At 57.9% G+C, this 17,426-nt stretch carries 10 protein-coding genes; 5 read left to right on the top strand and 5 right to left on the bottom strand.

The genetic code is table 11. From position 1 onward, the window contains the following. Window positions 1–101 precede the first annotated feature (101 nt). Window positions 102–2,756 carry a DUF1156 domain-containing protein gene (locus RBH22_RS14735; protein WP_306677990.1) on the bottom strand — a complete coding sequence of 885 codons (2,655 nt, stop codon included), beginning with the start codon at window positions 2,754–2,756 and terminating at the stop codon, window positions 102–104. A gap of 118 nt (window positions 2,757–2,874) precedes the next feature. Next, window positions 2,875–3,852, bottom strand: a complete 978-nt coding sequence (locus RBH22_RS14730) for an endonuclease NucS domain-containing protein (RefSeq protein WP_306677989.1) — start codon at window positions 3,850–3,852, stop codon at window positions 2,875–2,877. A gap of 65 nt (window positions 3,853–3,917) precedes the next feature. Between RBH22_RS14730 and RBH22_RS14725 the strand changes: the two genes are divergently transcribed. The 5 genes from RBH22_RS14725 to RBH22_RS14705 all read left to right on the top strand — a co-directional run bounded on the left by RBH22_RS14725 (window position 3,918) and on the right by RBH22_RS14705 (window position 8,903). Next, complete coding sequence (locus RBH22_RS14725; RefSeq protein WP_306677988.1) at window positions 3,918–4,289, top strand: GIY-YIG nuclease family protein; 372 nt, start codon at window positions 3,918–3,920, stop codon at window positions 4,287–4,289. A gap of 137 nt (window positions 4,290–4,426) precedes the next feature. Further along, the gene (locus tag RBH22_RS14720) at window positions 4,427–6,322 is read left to right on the top strand and encodes a DUF262 domain-containing protein (protein ID WP_306677987.1); all 1,896 of its coding nucleotides are present in this window, start codon (window positions 4,427–4,429) and stop codon (window positions 6,320–6,322) included. 93 nt (window positions 6,323–6,415) lie between these two features. Next, on the top strand, window positions 6,416–7,333 hold the full coding sequence (locus RBH22_RS14715; protein WP_306677986.1) for a hypothetical protein: 918 nt from the start codon (window positions 6,416–6,418) through the stop codon (window positions 7,331–7,333). Between the two features lie 53 nt (window positions 7,334–7,386). Then, a complete protein-coding gene (locus tag RBH22_RS14710; protein ID WP_306677985.1) occupies window positions 7,387–7,863 on the top strand; it encodes a hypothetical protein in 477 nt (158 codons plus the stop codon). Further along, window positions 7,860–8,903 carry a hypothetical protein gene (locus RBH22_RS14705; protein ID WP_306677984.1) on the top strand — a complete coding sequence of 348 codons (1,044 nt, stop codon included), beginning with the start codon at window positions 7,860–7,862 and terminating at the stop codon, window positions 8,901–8,903. Before RBH22_RS14710 ends, RBH22_RS14705 begins: the two co-directional genes overlap by 4 nt. An 11-nt stretch (window positions 8,904–8,914) precedes the next feature. Here RBH22_RS14705 and RBH22_RS14700 read toward each other — a convergent pair whose 3' ends face one another. The 3 genes from RBH22_RS14700 to RBH22_RS14690 are packed head-to-tail and all read right to left on the bottom strand — an operon-like array spanning window position 8,915 to window position 16,788. After that, the gene (locus tag RBH22_RS14700) at window positions 8,915–9,700 is read right to left on the bottom strand and encodes a hypothetical protein (RefSeq protein WP_306677983.1); all 786 of its coding nucleotides are present in this window, start codon (window positions 9,698–9,700) and stop codon (window positions 8,915–8,917) included. Between the two features lie 3 nt (window positions 9,701–9,703). Further along, complete coding sequence (locus RBH22_RS14695) at window positions 9,704–13,495, bottom strand: UvrD-helicase domain-containing protein (RefSeq protein WP_306677982.1); 3,792 nt, start codon at window positions 13,493–13,495, stop codon at window positions 9,704–9,706. Beyond that, the gene (locus RBH22_RS14690; protein WP_306677981.1) at window positions 13,495–16,788 is read right to left on the bottom strand and encodes a PD-(D/E)XK nuclease family protein; all 3,294 of its coding nucleotides are present in this window, start codon (window positions 16,786–16,788) and stop codon (window positions 13,495–13,497) included. The genes RBH22_RS14695 and RBH22_RS14690 overlap by 1 nt, the downstream gene beginning before the upstream one ends. Window positions 16,789–17,426: the final 638 nt, after the last annotated feature.

The raw sequence follows: 17,426 nt of genomic DNA, 5'->3' as shown, positions 1-17,426 counted from the left end.
CTTGATAAGAAACATAGTAATGTTGGTTTGCTCTTCATAGGGTCTTTTCGGCGGGCACCTTCCACCTAAGACGAGTGAAAAGAGGAACTCGTAGACGAACTCTACTGGGATTCGAACTCGCTGAGGGAGAAGTCGACGCCGAGCATCTTCAGGTACGTCTCGTCTCCCGTCGCCTCGGCGAGGCCTTCACAGAGTTCCTGAAGGTCGTCGGAGTTCCAGCGCTCCAGATACTCCTTGGTCGACTTGTCCTCCTCGTAGCGGTAGCGCAGGAAGTGCGCCTTGTCCAGAACGCTGAGATCGCTGCTCGCCTCGGAGACCTTGCTCCGGACGTAGGCCTGTCGCTTCTCGTCGTTCCAGTCGCCGAGGATGAAGTCGTTCCCGTCCATGCGGAACAGCGCCTTCTCGCGCATCTCCTCCTCGGAGGCTTCACTCCGGCGGAGGAGCTTGTTGAAGTCGTTGTAGCTGGGCGACGTACTCCGACGGAGCGAGAGGAAGAGGTCCTGCTCACCGAGCGCGTTGTCCTGGATGATGCCGTAGATCTCCTGCACGGCCTCCTTGGCGGTCATGATGTCTCCACCCCGGCGGACTTCGCCGTGGTGCTTCGAATACTCGGAGAAACACGCACCCATCTCGACCACACCGATGTCACCCTCAGTGAGGTCACGGTGTTCTTCGAGGCTTTCTTGGATTTCCTCAAGCCGATTCATGATGTCGATTCGGAGGCGACGCCACGAAGTCGGTATTCGTTCTTCCGTTGGACGTGCGATAATTGCGATATCGAAAGCCACTGCCTCCCCGCTAATGAATTTAGTCAGATCGGAGTTAATCGGATAAGTCGCCGTTACCTCAAATCCATTATTGCAGAGTGATTCGAGGAGTTCGCCCCATGACTCCTCATCACTGTGGTGGTAGGTGAAGGCGAGAACACCGTCACTCTTGAGCGCCTTGTTGATTACCGCGAGTGCTTCACCCATCTCGTGTTCGAAGTCTTCCGCAGTTTTCCCGAGATACGGATTCGTAACTATTGAGCCGGCGCGTGGTGTTTTTTCTTGGTCGAATCCAGGGTACTTGTCTTCAAGAAGAATTTTTTGCCAGACATAGAAGTAGTCCGCGACCTCAGAATAGATGATATTGTCATAGTACGGTGGATCAGTAATGACCGCATCGTACTCATCTGTTGCATTAATAAGTCGCATGTCTCCTTGGGATACCTCAGAGTTTCTTCCAATCGGCTGTGCGAATTCGGAAGTCTCCTTATTTTCTCCATTTTCGACATACCGCTCTGTCGGAGCATTCGCGTACTCAACGCCTCGAATTACCATATCCCACATATTTCGGAAGGTTCCTCTTCCGAACTCGGCACCCCACAGGTTACCCTCAATGAGATCATGCTGGGGCGGGAAGGCTTTCATCCGATGAAGTGCAGACTCAATCTTGTTAGCCGTCAAATTGTACATCGTTAGAAGGTTGTAAAACATAATCGAGTCAGAGAGCGCAAGTAGCAGGTAATCGCCTTCCTCGCCATCAATTTGGTCGATGGCCTTCATCATTTTCGCCAGGTTCAGTAATTGGCGTTCATTAAACATATCCGTCCATTCTTCGAACCCGTGATCCGAAAGGGGGTTTCTCTCAGAAGTCATATGCCCGCCAGGAATTGATTCCTTGGGGACATATTCATGTAGATCAGTTCGAGTCTCCCACTCTTGTTTTGCTTTTTCGACCAGTCTTTTGTCCTCGGGGTCTGGCTGTTTATACCCTTTGTAGGAACTCTTCGGCAATCCTTGGTTGTCGCACTCTTCACAGTAATATTCGACAGCATAGAGTCGCTGACCCGGTTTCCCCTGCTCGGCAATTCCGTCTGTGATAGACTCTTTTTGACCACACTCCGGACAATTGTAGTAACCTCCTCGAGTAACTTGTCCGTCTTCTGGGACGAATTCGTGGTCACACTCGTGGCAGTGAGTCGCCTCGTGCCAATCGTCACTCAGTGTAATCGTTCCGCAGTCGGGACAGAGAACGTAGTATTTTCCATCATCTTCGTAACGGCCGGCAGCGACACGATAATCTTTCATCAAAGGAACTGTGTGTCCACAAGCCACACAATCCAGTTCCTTTATCCAGAAGTTGTACATCACGTCAGCGTCGTGATCACCATTTGGACAGGGTGTCCGGTAATACTGAAGAACTTCGTCAGCAACCTTCTTTTCAAGTTTTTCGAAGGCCTGCTCTAGCTCTTCGACATTTACTTGTCCAGCTTCCAATTCTTTCTTTGTGACGAACCAAGCGACTGGGTTTAGATCCATACCTCGTGACTCTACACCGAACCGCGATGCTTCCACGAGCGACGTTCCCCCACCCATAAAGGGATCGAGAATTTTCTTATTTTTTATTCGGACGTCTTTAGGATAGAAGTCCCAGAGTGGTTCAGGATCGTCTATTGAGACATCTCCGATGGCTTTGATCAGATCTTCTTTGCTTAAACCGTTACTACCGAGTGTCTGGTTCGCACCAGGTTCGTACAGTTCGATGTCCTCGACATCTGTATTCTCATCAAGAAGAGAGTAAAGAGTGATTGCACGGAAGAGACAGCCCGGTCTTCGTGCCCACCACTTGTGCATCGTATATACTGGCCGGTACCACTGTTTAGCTCGGCCTTCCTTCTCTGCGATCTCGTTCACCCGCTCAATGGGAAAGCCGCGCTCAATGGGAAGTTCAGACCGCCCCTCCGACTCGGAAGATTGTTCCTGCTTAGACATGAGTCAGCCTTACCGAGCCTTTCCCCAGGAGCCATATAAAAATACGTAACTACCAGTTCAAATCCTGCATCGAAGAGCGATTTGCCACCGGAACCACGTCCGATGGTATTCCCGAACGTTACTCTTCCATCTCTGATTCGCTACTAACTGGCTCGAACCGGAGATCGATTTTTATCTGCCGAAGCTGGATATGGGGATTCTCGGCGGCTTTTTGGGTCACGGAGGGCGAAAAGCTCTCGGCGACTAGCAGCCCCGTGACATCCTTGCCTTTGTCTCGTTCCGCGTTCAGATACCGACTCAGTTGATCGTACGCACCGACTCCCGCCTCTCCCTTCTTGAGTTCGACGACGATGGGGTCGGACGTCTCTTGGTCGTAACAGTAGAGGTCGACGCGAGACTCCTCGGTCAGAAATTGCTGTTGGTGAATCGACCCGGTGTCGATCCGGTCGTGGAGTCGTCCGATGTTCTCCAGGAGGTACTCCTCGACCGCCCGTTCCGAATTTACCTTGAGATCGTACTCCGGTTCCTCCACCGCTTCGGCCTCTTGCAACTGCTCGACCAGCGTCTCCAGCGTGTCGGTATCGTGGAACTTGGACCGCTTGATTGTCGAGGCGATGTGGAGGCTGTTGTCCCCGCCCTGCTGGAACTGATCACCGAGTCGGGTTTTCGGAATCGGGCCTTCGTCGGGTGTGTCGGACGAGGGATTCCCGTACAGCCATTTGTCTATCTCGCGCATGTAGGTGTGATCCCCCGACGGAGCGATTCCCTCCTCGTCGAACTCGTACTCTCCCACTTCGACGACGCCCCGCACTACGGAGTGACCGTACACGCTCTTCGTCCCGATGATGATTGCGACGTCATCGGAGCTCATCTGCTGTCCAGAGTCCCGGTGAGTCCCAGCCAGAGACTTGACCGACCCTACTGCGTTTCCTGCCCAGTTTGCATCCTTGTCGAACTTGTCCATTATCCGGCTTCGGAGATCGTTCCACGATTTGTCGACGTGCGGGCCGACGTCCCACCCGACCGAGATTACCTCGTCGTCGGTCCAATAGTTCCACATATCGGGCTTCCCCGACTTGATCAGCCAAAACGTCATACCGGCGACCAGTATGTCCACTGTGAAAACAATATCCCGTCTGCTGAACATTAGGTCGACTACCGATGGAGGACATCGCGTTTCCCGACGACGTTCAGGAGGCGGCGGAAGAGCTGCTGGCGCAGGAATCGGATTTGACCCGACATCCAGGGGTGTACGTTATCTACGATGGCGAATCTGGTGAACCCCTCTACGTTGGCGAAGCGAAAAACGTCCATCAGCGACTATACGACCATCACACGCGTCTGCGATCGGGGAGTAACACCGTTCGTGAGCATGTCGAAGCAGACTCTGGGTTGAACCGGCCGACGGAAGGTGGTGAGATGTGGGAGTGGACAGAGTGGTCATGGATCGAAGTATCTGGTTCTCGGACGATGCGAAAACAGGTGGAGAGACTCGTCGAACTTAGGATCGAACCTCGATACCCAAGTCAATAGTGGGGTGATGTTAGTAGGCTGTCTCTTTCCCGACTGTCGTTACCGACTCGGGGTCGCCTAATTCAACTGCAATCGGGAGACTGCTATCTCTTCTCTTGAGGGAAATATTCACAACAGTAGGATTTGACACACTCAGTATGTCCGAAACGATCGAGGATCTTCTCGCAGACATCAACTCAGATGTCTTTCTCCCGGGGCTCCAACGTGAATTTGTCTGGTCACCTAATCAGATAGAGACGCTGTTCGATTCGCTCATTCGTGGGTACCCGATCGGCGTACTCCTCAAATGGGATATCCGCCGTGCCCGAGACGACTACTTCGCATACAAGTTCATCCCGAACTACATCGCCGACGACGGGCGAGTCCCTCGACCGATTACCGATCAGGGTTTCACGCGGAACAACGAAGGCGTCGACGACGCTGACGCTGATTCGTTAGTCATCGACGGCCAACAGCGTCTCAACTCGCTCTATATCGGCCTCTACGGTAGTATCACGACGTACACCGGTGGGAGCGGTCGAACGAGAGACGAATCCCGATTCTGGGACGAAAAGAAGCTCTGTGTGAACCTCTTCGGTCATCCGCAGCACGATCAAGAAGGGCTCGCCGGCGACTACGAGTTCACGTTCAAGAAGTCGAGTCTGTTCGGTGATGACGACGAGTTTGGGTACGAGAACAGAGCCGGGACGCACCGTTACTGGTTCCCACTCCCCGACGCCATCGCGAGCGACGGCCTCCTGTTAGAGCAGTCTGACCTCCGCGCACTCGCACGGGAGCGAGTTCGGTCGACGACCATGGAGGCCGACGAGGAGACTCGCGACGCGCTCAAAGACGCGGCCTCGCTGGTGATGGACGAGTTCTATCACAACGTGATGAAGAGCGAACTCCCCGTCGAGACGATCAAGAAAGACAACCACCATATCAAGGAAATCTTCCAACGCATCAACATCCAGGGGGAGGAGCCACGCCCGTATCAGCTCATGCTGTCGAAGTTGATGAGCACGTGGCCGTATATGGAAGACCGTCCGTTCAACCCCCGACAGAAGGTCGAGAACTGGGTCGAGGACTTCAAGCGCGAGCATGCGGGGTACGAGACGGAGATTGACCGGGACCTGTTCATGCGGTACTCGTACATGCTTCTCGATGACGACCTCGCCGGAAAATCGTCTGTCAACAACCTCTCGGACACAGATTTGGAGACACTCCGGACGAAGTGGATGGACGGTCCGCCGGCGTACTCGTATGCCCCGTTTGAGTGGTTCCCCCGGGCGATGGAGCTCTCACTCCAGAGCCTCTTGGACATCGGGCTATCGGAGTATACGATGAACTCGAAGAGCCACATCGCGCTCTTGGCGAAGTTCTTCTACGAGAATCCGGACGTCGACCACACGGCGGCGGAAATCCGGAATGACATTTTCAAGTTCTTCGCGATTCTCCTCCTCCTGAACGAGAGTCACGGGTTGCTCCGACGGACGAAAGCACGCGTGATGATGTCGGTGTTGTCCGATAGCAAGGGCGACCTCTCGTCGTTCCCGGCGCTTGAGCTGTTCAACACGCTTGGGGTCAGTCCTGCTCGCGAGGACATCGAACGTGTTGTTGAACACGCGAGGTACAACCCGAACGCGACCGGGTCCGTGACGTTCACCAGCCGAAACGTTGCTGCGGTGCTCGGACTCCTCGACGGTATCTATGGGGATCGGAACATCAGTGACTACGAAGTCGACCACATCTTCCCCGCCAGCAGGGACGACGAGGTCGAAGAGGCTGCTGGAGAAGACATCGAGATCCACAGACTCGGAAACCTCCAACTCCTCCACCATCGGGTGAACAACAGCGAGAAGGGTACACAGTGGCCGAAAGACTGGCTCGACGACCTCTCAGAAGGCGAGCAGCGACGGTACCGTGAAGACAATCTGTATCCTGACGATGTCGAGATGACGCCGGAAAACTTCACAGAGTTCGCCGAAGAGCGGGAGAAGCGAATCAAACAGGCCCTCATCAATCGTTACGTGAGCAGCAGCACCGAGGAGTAGCGAGACTCCAACTATCCAGCGGATTCCAAATGAGCAGTCGTCCCGATAGTTGAGTGAAAAGAACTCAATAGCTGTCCTCGATGTAATCAGATAATGGAACTCCCAATCGATCCAACACAGAACGACGCCTCTCCACAAGAACTCATTCGGAGTCTCCCCTCGCAAACGGCCCGCAGGCGCGTCCTCCAGGCAGCAGGTGTATCGATGGATGTCGACGACCGGAGCTTCGCTGATGCCCTTGACGAACTCACCCAAATCCAACTACGGCGAGCGGCGTCGCAGCTCCAGTTCGCGGGCGAACGCACAGTCTTCTACTATCGTATCCGCGACTTACACCAAGTATCGGCTGAGGGCGCGACTGGTCGTGTCGGTGACGTCGGGTCTCCAGGTGTGTACGGGTCCGAGGTTCAGACGGTTGTCAGCGAACACGACCGCATCTACGTCGTCTGCAACGTCCCCGACACTGGGTCCCAGACACAGCTTACGCTCACGAAGGAAGACCGCCCGACGACCGTTGCGACGTTCGAACCGAGAACGCAACTGCTCGCAGTTCGGGCCCCTGACGAGGGTACGGCGGATGCGACGGTGCAGGCTTTCCTGAGCTACTTCGAGTTAGAGGAGTCGACGCCGATTTCGTTCCTCGACGGTGGCTTCCGAGGCCGCTTCGAAGATGCCTGCGTCGATGGGTACTCCACGCTCCGCCTCCAGAATACGAACTCCTACGACAACACCCGGGAGATCGAAATCCGTTCCAAGGAGCCGGAGACCGGGGAACTCTCCGACGTTCGCGCTGATGCGATTGTTGAGGACTTACTTCGACGTGGAGACACGGAACTCGATTCTGCGACTGGAATCATCTCTATACCGAGTGACGTTCAGACGTCGGATGGCTGGGGTCCGTTCAATCCTCGAGTAACGGTTGGATTCCCGGACGGTTGTGTGATCTTCGAGCAGTTCGTTCCCGAGCAGATTCTGATTGCATTCGACGACATCGTTCGGGAATCTCTCTGACGGCGGGTTGAACCCTGGCCCATCGTTTTGTTGTTGGACTGTGAGGATGCCGTATGACCCGGGCCTGGATAACGACGATGAGTACGCACCTCGAAGCGGTGGTGAATCCGCTCGCTGCCGCCTGCGAGGACGGGTTTCTGCCGGACGAGCTCTACGTCTTAGAGAATCCCGGCATCGGTGACCAGTTCGACGAGATCACCTCCATGATGGAGCGGGTGGTCGTCGAGTACGGGGGCGACGACCCGGACCTATCCGTGACGCACCTCGACGAGGAGACCGATTTCCAGCGAATCGTCGATCACTTCCGGGGACCAATTTCCCAGGTTCGCGACGACGGTGGAACAGTGGCCGTCGACGTCACACCGGGTCGGAAATTCATGTCCGCAATCGCCTTCCAAGCCGGGATTCAATTCGAGGCGAATCACGTCTTCTATCTCTACCTCGCCGAAAGCCAGTTCTACGGACGCATCTACGCTGACGTTCCGAAACCGACGGTCGAACTCATCGACTTCCAGGAGGTTTTTGGATGAAACTCGCTCGTCATCATGTGACCCACCTCCTCAACGCACTGTACACAGAGGGAGTCACGACAGTCAGTGTGAAGCACCCTTGTTCCGACATCGGTGAGCTCCTCAGCATCGACATCGCAGACCCAGTCGACACGACGGTCACGTTCACTCAGGGTGCCCTCACGTACCAGGATACTCGTGAGGAGATTCACACGAAGTACGGCGAGCGAGCGTACAACGACCTTCCGGATGCGGAGACGTACGTCCGAGCTCTCGTCGCCGGCACGCTCGTCGACATCGAGAACCACGAAACTGTGGAGACGTTCTTCCGGCGGCACGGATATCCAGACCTAGACGCTGGTCACCAGCCGGTCGCGCTGGGCATCGATACGAACCTGATGGCCTATCGGTTGCCGGATGTTCTCCGACTCGACCCTGAACGATACAGCGACGAGAAGGGACGCAAGCCCGTGAACGGGTTCGCCCTCACGACCGGAATCTACGAGGAACTCAACTGGCACTACAACCACTACGAAACCCGTTCGCTCCAAGACGCGTTTGGCCCCGAATTTGCTCGGCTCGATGACCAGCCCGCGGGTGCCAACCGCGAGGGTATCCTTGGGCTGTACGAGTACCGTCGCCTCCGTGACCACCGCTACGCAGACACGATCGAGAGCGACACTGGTGACGTGGCCATCGTCGACGCGTACGCAGAGTACGACGCTGACAGCCGCAAGCGCGTGATCCTCCTCAGCAACGACCACGGCTTTGTAGAGCGCGCACGAGAGCAGGGAGTCCTCGCCCAACACGTGAGCTTCCCCGTTGACATCCCGCGTAAGGTCACCGTCTCGTGGGACGAGCTTCGCGACGTACTCTACACGCTCGCTGTCCTCTTCGGCGTGCTCCAGTTGCCGAAGGTGACGCTGTACGGTGTCTGGAACGGGAAGTCCGGAGAGGACTGGCAGCGCCAACGCCTCGATGTCGACTGTCGAAGCGAGAACGTCGAGAAGAAACTCCGACGCGACCGTGCGATTACGACGGAGTACGAAGCGACTCGGTGAGACTGTCGCTGTTACTGGAGACCCTCAGCTACTGATCGAATCGTTAGATCGTACGTTTGTGGGGCACCTTTGAGGTTGACACGGATGATGAGTACGTCCAAGTTAGGCCCACCTTCATGAGCCAACTGGGTCATCTGTGCCCGCTGGTTTCGTTCGAAGCTGGTGGAACCGTGTTTGACTTCAGCGATGTATCGCTTCAGTACCGGACCTCCATAGCCGAATGGGTGGTCGTCAGTTCGGCGGTGGACGACGAACTCGAAGTCTGGAATCCACGTCCCGTCGCCACCACTGAACTCGAACTGGCCGACGCTATCGGGTACTGGGTTTACCTGCACCCGGAACTCTTCGGGGTCAATGCCCAGATCCTTCGCAGCGTAGGTGACGATTGGAGGTGGGTTCCACCCGTATGCTTGGAACAGCGCTTCAGCGAGTGCCCCGACCTGCTGGGCACGCATGTTGAACGTCCAGCCGTCTTCTGGGGGTCCCCGTTCCGTTGAGGGCGGTTCAGGATCGCGAAGCTTCACTAAGTATGCGTCCACCTCTGCGGGGTCATTCGGAGCTGCTGCTTGGAATTGCAGTCCGGGACAATCGATGTCGTCGACGAGTATCTTCGCCGCTTCCCCTTCAGATTCGTACGTAAGTACCTCCCCCGACTCTTCTCGGAGTGCCGCAATCTCTGGGGAGGCTTCACAAGCAGAGGGCTTGAGAGCAATACGGAAAGGACCTGAGCCCTCTTCATCCCCCTCGTCGAGCTCCGTCCCGCGTGGCTCACCCGGCCACTGCTCTCTCCACGTCATCGATCAGAGGTCTGGCGTCCTGTCCTCTGTGTCGAACTCTGCCTGTGTCTGCGATTCGATTTCCTCACGAAGTCGCCGGTCTAGACTGGATTTGAGTTCTCCGAGCGACCCGTCGCCACTCCCAGTGCTGAATTCGACGCCGGTGTCGGCTTCGATTTCGGTGAAGTAGAGGCTCGTCGTAACCGGACGGTCGTCGTCGAAGGCCGCGACCATCAGAGCGTACGCCTCGAGTTGTGGTTGATAGTATTCGGTCTTCTGCTCCAGTTTCGTTTCGTCGACATGACCGGTCTTGTAGTCGACCACAGTAGCTGTCTCGTCACCAAGTACGAGGCAATCGATGATACCGGAGATGGAGCCGTGGGCCAGTTCCACGCTTGCTTCGAGTTCGCGATAGACGACGTCGTCGCTGTCAGCCACATGACGGACGTAGCCGTTCGCACGTTGGGCGTGTTCAGCGACGCGGTCGCGGTCGTCTGCAGTCACCGCTCCCTCATAGTCCATCGATCTGAGCGCGTCATGGATAATGTCGGCCCAGCGCTCGGGAGGATGCTGGAGTTCGCAGATTCGGTGGACCGCTTCGCCGAAGAACCGACCCGACAGCCCGGTCGACCCGTCTCCCTCTTCGGCAGGCGTGTCGTCCTCTTCGTCCCACTCGGTGTCGTCGTCAGCTCCCCGTCGGTAGTGGACGATACGGTTCGCTTCGTCGAACACCAGTTCGCCGTCTTGGTTGTCGCTCAGAACGTCCGCGACTTGGAACGGCGAGAGGCGATACTGGATGGGGGCGGGCTGTCGCTGCGGTATTTCGACAGCCGTGGGAGGGGCCTCGACATCTACGTCCTCGTCCTGTATCACTGCTTGCTGTGGGAACCGAACCGAGTAGCTGGGGCCACCCTGTTCGGGGTCCTCGCTCCGGGTGAGCGAATCAACGTGCAACTGACCGGTCACCTCCCCGTTTGCCTCAAGGGCGGCGAGTAACTCTTCGTCACCGAGCAGTGACTCCTGGACGAAGTCGCTCCACCGTGTGGGTTCGTCCGTCTCCGGGTCTTCCAGCGTCGTGAGTGATTCGTCGTCTTCGGTTCCGTGTGTGCCGGCCAGAATGAGATGATCCCGAGCGCGCGTACAGGCGACGTACAGGGTCCGCTTCTCTTCGGCACAGAGCTTGGCGAGACGGCGTGACCGGAGCCCTTTCTTAGCGACGGTGTCGGTAGTGTCGAAGAGGTCATCGCTGTCGGGAACAGAGAGCCCGAGTGCTGGGCGGTCGTTCACGTCTTCGAACTCGGTTCCGCCGGCAAGTGGTGGATCAGTGTTGAATTTGTCACCGAGGCCGGGTACGATGACGACGGGGAACTCTTCGCCTTTTGCGGCGTGGACAGTGAGTATCTGGACGCCGGTTTCGCCGTCCGGGATCGCCGCTTCGGGGTCGTAGTTAGTGAACTCTTGACGTTCGTCAAGGCGCGTGACGAGTGAGCGCAGACTACCGGCGTCGCTGACGGCTTCACGCAGGTACTCTTCGAACTGTTCGACGTTGGCAAGTGCCTGTTGCGGCCGTTCATCCGCACTGAGACTCACGAGGTAACCGGTCGCGTCAAGCGCGATGTCGAGGAGTTCTGCCCACGAGTCAACCTGGGGACCGGCGGCGTCCTCAGAGGCACCGGCGAGCGTTCGCAACTCGGCGAGCAAAGAATGACCGCGTGTAAGCGCGGTGTCGTCCGTTTCACTGAGTGACGCCCAGACGTTGCCACCCTCCACGACTGGGGCGAGTTCGTCGTCAGTGAAGCCGAACATCGGGGAGCGAAGCAGTCCGAACAGGCGGATGTCGTCGGTTGGGTCGGCGAGGACGCGGAACAGGTTCGTGAGGGTCCGAACCTCTGGCGTCTCGAAGTATCCCTCTCCCTGAACGACGGTGTAGGGAACCTCGTGATCGTCGAACGCACGCTTGAACTCGTCGAGATGGGTTCGCTTCCGGATGATGACCGCAATATCGTCGTACGTCACCGGCCGACTTTCCAGGCCGTCGTCCGAATCAGGCTCGTAGACCTGTGTCTCGTCGTCGACGAGGCGCGTAGCGCGCGCTGCCACGGACTGAGCTTCCGCCCACCGTCGCGCGGAGGGGGGTGCGTCGTTCAGCGGGTGATCAGGAGCGAGGACGTTCGGTCGGAGGTCGTCGTCAGGAACGAACAGGTACTCCATCGTCGGCGTTACGTCGTGAGGATTGTCTCGTCGGGGACGGAGAGGCTGTGGTGCTGCCTCGAAGGCGTCGTCCGCGTCGTCGTCGAAGACATCCTCGAAGAGACTATTCAGAAACCGGAGTAGAGGTGGGAGTGTTCGGAAGTTGTCCTGAAGCTGGTAGCCGACAACATCGTCTCCTCCGTCTGTCGTTGCGGTGTTCTCGCTCCCGTTCGCGCCGACGAGTGCGCTCCGCGCTTCTTGGAAGACAGCGACGTCGGCGTTCCGGAAGCGGTAGATCGACTGTTTCTCGTCGCCGACCGCGAAGACGTTCTGCGCGCTGTACGGCGTATCGTCGGCGGCGAGGCTGGTGAGTGACTGAACGATGTCCCATTGGTTCGGGTCGGTGTCCTGAACCTCGTCGATCATGACGAAGTCGAACTGGTCAGCGAGCGATTCCCGAACGGCGTCGTTCCCACGCTCCGGGTGGAGAAGGTTACGTGTCTGCTGGACCAGATCGGTGTAATCCAGTACGTTTCGCTCGTGTTTCCGCTCGGCGTATCTGCGGGCAGCTTCATCGAACAGACGAGCTAACGCGAAGTAGTACGGCGCGCCCTCGCGGTCGACGGCCATGTCGAGACCGTCACCCTCCGCAGACCGATGTGTCGCATCGAGTCGTTCAACGATCTCGGTGACGATGTCGCCGATACGGTCAGCGTCTTCGTCGGTCCCGCTCCAGTCCCCTTTCACCGGGGAGTAGTTCGCGTACTCGTCGTGCCCGGACTTGGTGAGTTCGTCACACACGTCGTAGATCCGATCTCGGCGGTCACGAACGGAATCCAGAGCGTCTAGTCCGTCGGGCTCATCGAAGAGTTTGACTGCAGTCCAGACGCGCTCGGTCCGTCCGCCGGGGTCAGTCTCGTCAAGGTCGGCAACGAGTTCTTGGAGGTCCTCTACGAGCACTCGGAGTTCCTCGTCGGCACAGAGTGCATCCACCTCGTCGGCGGGGAAGGGGTGGAGTTCCTCTTCGACGTAGGTGACGTAGTCGTCGACAGTACGAGCGGGTGCGCTCCAGATGTCGGCCCAGGCTTCGCTGCCAGGGCGCTCACCGAACAGGTCCTCGAGAACCTCGCGGAGAGAGTATTCCGAGAACGCGTCCAGGAGGAGCTCGACCTCTCGGGGTTCTTCTTCGATGAGTTCGTCGACGATGTCCCGCTGGAGTCTACTCGCTTCGACATCGTCGAGGGTATCGAATCCGGGGTCGAGTCCGGAGACTGCGGTCGCGTGTTCGGACAGGATGCGCTGACAGAATGCGTGCAGCGTGTGGATGTATGCGTCGTCCAGCCCGTTGAGAACGTCGCGCCAGCGTTCGTGGTCGGCGTCTGCGGTGGCGAGTCGGTCCAAGACGCGTTCGCGGACGGTCTCTGTGAGGTCACGCGCAGCCCGTCGCGTGAACGTCGTCACGAGAACGTTCTCGGGGAGGGCGTCGGGATGATCCTCCAGAAGCGCTAGATACCGGAACGAGAGCGTCGTCGTCTTCCCGGTCCCGGCACCGGCCGTGAGTGGATAGTTCTGTGAGAGCGCTGTGACGGCGTCGTCCTGCTGGTCAGTGAGGTCGTCTCGGCGCATCAGTTCCCCTCCTCAACCGCAGGAGCCCACTCTACGCCGCGAGCAATCGGTGAGACGTACGCATCTCGTCCCTCGGATTCCATATTTTCCATGAATAGTTGGCGCCGGTACGACCGGACGTCGCAGGCATCGCGGAAGGGACAGTTTGAACACCCGGCGTCGTCGGGGTCGTTGATTGTCGGATGGAACGTTCCGGCTTCGATGCCGGAGACGATATCGCTGAGTCGTTGCGGAACGACGTCATCGAGGAACTCCCGGAAGCCTGCTCGAGTCTCGATGCTAGGTTTGTCCGAACTCTGGTAGACCATCGGTGTTCCGCCGTATCCGTCACGATATGAGTTACCGCGCCAGCTCGCGTTCTTCGGGTCATCACCGACGAACCCGATTTGACCAGCGGTGCTGCTCACCTTCCCGGGTTCCTTGAGCCGGTAGTATCCACCTCCGACGGCCTCGGTAACCTCGTCGACGTTCGCCTCCAGCATCTTCGCGTAAATCGGGAGCTGGAAGCTCAGTCCGTCCAGCGTGTCGCGTTCGGAAGAAGTGTACCCGGTCTTGTAGTCACGGACAATGGCTCTCCCATCGGACGTCATTTCGCCGCGGTCGAGAACACCGCTGATCGTGGTTCCGTCCACTTCGAAGGAGAGCTTGGTCTCGAACCAGGCCGGCGCTGCCGTCAGTGGACCGTTCTGAAGCCGATTGTCCGGGTCGACGTACAATGCGAGCTCTTCTTCGAGGAACCGCACGAGGATACCCGCAGGTCGCCCATCGACAGCGGTCCGGTTGTAGTACTCGTTTTGATCAGCATCACCGAGACCGGCCAGTAGTTCGAAGAGCCAGCGGTCGTCGAACTCGTCGTCGACGGCTTGGAGTTCGTCGACCGCGACACGGAGGAGTCGCGTCTCCAGATCATCTTGATCGAACCCTGCGAGCGAAACCGGAGACCCAACCTCGTCTCGGAGTTCCGTGTAGAACCGCTCCAGAATCTCGTGAACGTAGTGCCCACGATTGATTGGTCCCTCGTCTCGGTCCTCTTCCTCTAACCCGAGAACTTCCTTTGCGTAGAAGCGGAACGGGCAACTGGCGTATCGCTCTACCTGCGTCGGCGAGAGTCGGTCAAGGTGGAACGAGAGGTCCTGCGCCGTCCCCGAAGTGAGCCAGCCCGTATTCTCTGATGGACGCGCCAACCCACGGTCGGCGGCCGTACGAATGCCATCAATCGCTGTCTCTCCTGGTGTTGCCTCTGTATCGAGTCGATCACTGCTGCCCGCCGTGTCTACGAACAGTCCCGTCGCCGACGCGGTAGTCGCGTACTCGCCGAGTGTGTCTAGACTGACTCGAGCGCCAGCAGTTGCGAACGCTCGCTGTGCGTCAGCTCGCGCACCGATTTTATCCCGCCGACCGGTCGGGGTCTGCCCGACGAGGTGGCCGAACTCATCCCGTCGCTGTGGCACCGTTTCGGTGATTCGACGGAACTCGGCCAGGATTCCAGCATCGATGTACGCTGTCCCGTCGAGTTGTTGTTTCGGCCGCGAGAGCGTGACGGTCTCAGCGGCGGCGACGAGACTTGCGATGCGGTACTCTGCTCGTCGAGCCTGGTCGGCTTCGGCAAAGTCCGGATGTGCGTCTGTTACGGCGTTCACAAGTGCGAGTCGATTCGCTGAACTTGGGAAGTGAGACGCTGTCAGACCGAGGACGAACACGTGGTCGAACGTTCGCATCCCGAGTTCCGCCGCTCCGAGGACTTCGACTCTCCCATCGCGAATTGTTGGATCGTCGGTGACGGAGACGGCACCGAGTGCATGCCGAGCGCGTTTGAGGGCGTCTCCGTCTCCCGTCCGTTCGACTGCGTCAAGGACTCGCTCGGCACTACGGTAGACGACCCGTTGCGACCCGGTCGTCGTTCGATCTTCTACCGTGTCCTCGATTCCGAGGCACTCAACGAAGTGGCGATAGGCTTCGATGCTCCCGTCATCTGCCACGGTTTTTGCTTCGACGAGAAGCTCGTCGATAGCCGCTCGGTACGGCTCTTCGACGTCGCTGAATTCTTCCACGTCCGCGATCGCATCGTGTGCCTGTTCGCTATCGACGTTCTCCCAACTCGGCAGCACCGGCTCTACGAGTGGGTTATCGAGGAGGCTGCGAAGGTCATCAGTGATCTCTGTCTCATCAAGTAGCTCCAGCGCGGTCAGGAGAGCAGCTCCGACCGACGTTCCATCGAGATCGTAGTCCCGGGCGACAGCATATGGAACGGATCGCGCAGAGAACTCACTGGCGAGACGATGGGCGTACGCCGATGGCGCGGTCACGATAACGCCGATGTTGTTCGGGTCAACGCCGTCACCCAGGAGTTCCTGTACCTGCCGTCCCGTATACCGTACTTCTCCTGGACGCGATGACGGGACGACAGTCTCGACGGTCGTCTCGTCAAGCGAGAGTGTGGTGGCATCAGGACGGAAGGGTGCCGACGCTAACCGTCGATTCGCGGGTGGGCGAGACTCACGGGCTGTGATTGCATCTGTTTCGAATTCGAGGTCGTTGACGAAGAACTCCCATGCAGGGGCCGTTGCGACGTCGACACCGCCCGGAGAGTCCGTTCCGGTCAACCGGGAGAAGGTCGCGACTGTCGGCCAAGTTTCCGAGATCGTCTCGACTACGCGCGATGCGAGGACAGAGAACGTGTCGAACCCACCGATGATGACGGCGTCAGTGTGTGGGAAGCACTGAGCAGGATTGGAATTCGCCACCCGTCGGTACCGCTCGGCCCAGAGAGTCGTAGCTGAACCATCGGGGAGTCCCTCGCGTCCATCGTAGAACCGCTTGGTGATGGCCTCGAGTTCGGCGCTCAGATTGACCAGCCCTTCGTCACTCAGGCGGTCGCGGACGGCTTCTGGTGAGAGTAGTCCGGCGAATTCGACAAGGCTCAGGAGGTCCTCCATCTGCTCGATGAGACCGGTCGGAGGCAGTCCGTCCCCCTCCATGAGCGACCACTTGGCGGATAAGTCTGAGAGAGACTGTTCGACGAGTCGGAGGCGGGTTGGCTGGTCCATCCGCGAAGCAGTACCGCCGATCGCTTCGCGGTCGTAACACCGGTCGACGAACTCATCAAGTGTGAGCGCAGTGAGTTCAAGCGGGCGACCGATGTCTTCCCACTGCGTTTCGATTTCTGGGAGGCGATGAGGTTGATTCGCGATGTAGAGGACGCTTTCGGGATTTTCTCCCGATTGGGTCGCGGCCCAGTTGAACGCTGCCCGATCGACCGCAACAGCATCCGGGCCACAGAGAAGCCGAGACATTCCTTCTGAGGAGTGTGTCGGCTTTACCACATAATGCTACCTGAAGATATCATGATGGAAGCGGCCCTCTCATCAAATCATAACCAGACCGTTGTTCATTCCACGCGCGAGAGCGACGCTGGCACGTTGATGAAGAGTAGCCAATCATTCAATTTCTCCTGACTGTGAGATCTAATGGCAAGACGGCGGCGTTACACATCGATGACGGGGGGTGTGGTCGAGCACGATTTACACTTCGATGACGGGGCGTCAGACGCACGGCTTACACATCGATGACGGGGGGTGTACCAGACAGGTTAGTGAAATCAGGAGCAGATTCGACCTCAGAGTAGCGAAAACCGGTTACACATCGACGACGGGGGGTCTCGGATGACGAGACGGCTGAATAGTACATCGTCGTCGGTTCAGACACGGTAGGACCGAAGATGTGGAATGTGAGGAATAGACTCGTCGTAGCGGCAGGATAGACATCGACGGTGGTGAATCTTTTTATGCCTTCAGAATGCAGCAAGCGTATGGCCGGTAGCGATCAGGGTGGGACGGATCAATCTACCCTTGGAGAAGAAGAAACACGTTCTCAGCCGGCAGAAACTGAAACCGACGCCGTCGAAGTGGATGCCGCCGATAACTCCGCTTCA

It is taken from the genome of Halobellus sp. H-GB7 (genome assembly GCF_030848585.1).
Lineage (GTDB): Archaea > Halobacteriota > Halobacteria > Halobacteriales > Haloferacaceae > Haloquadratum > Haloquadratum inordinatus.
This window is presented reverse-complemented; position numbering and strand designations above follow the sequence as displayed.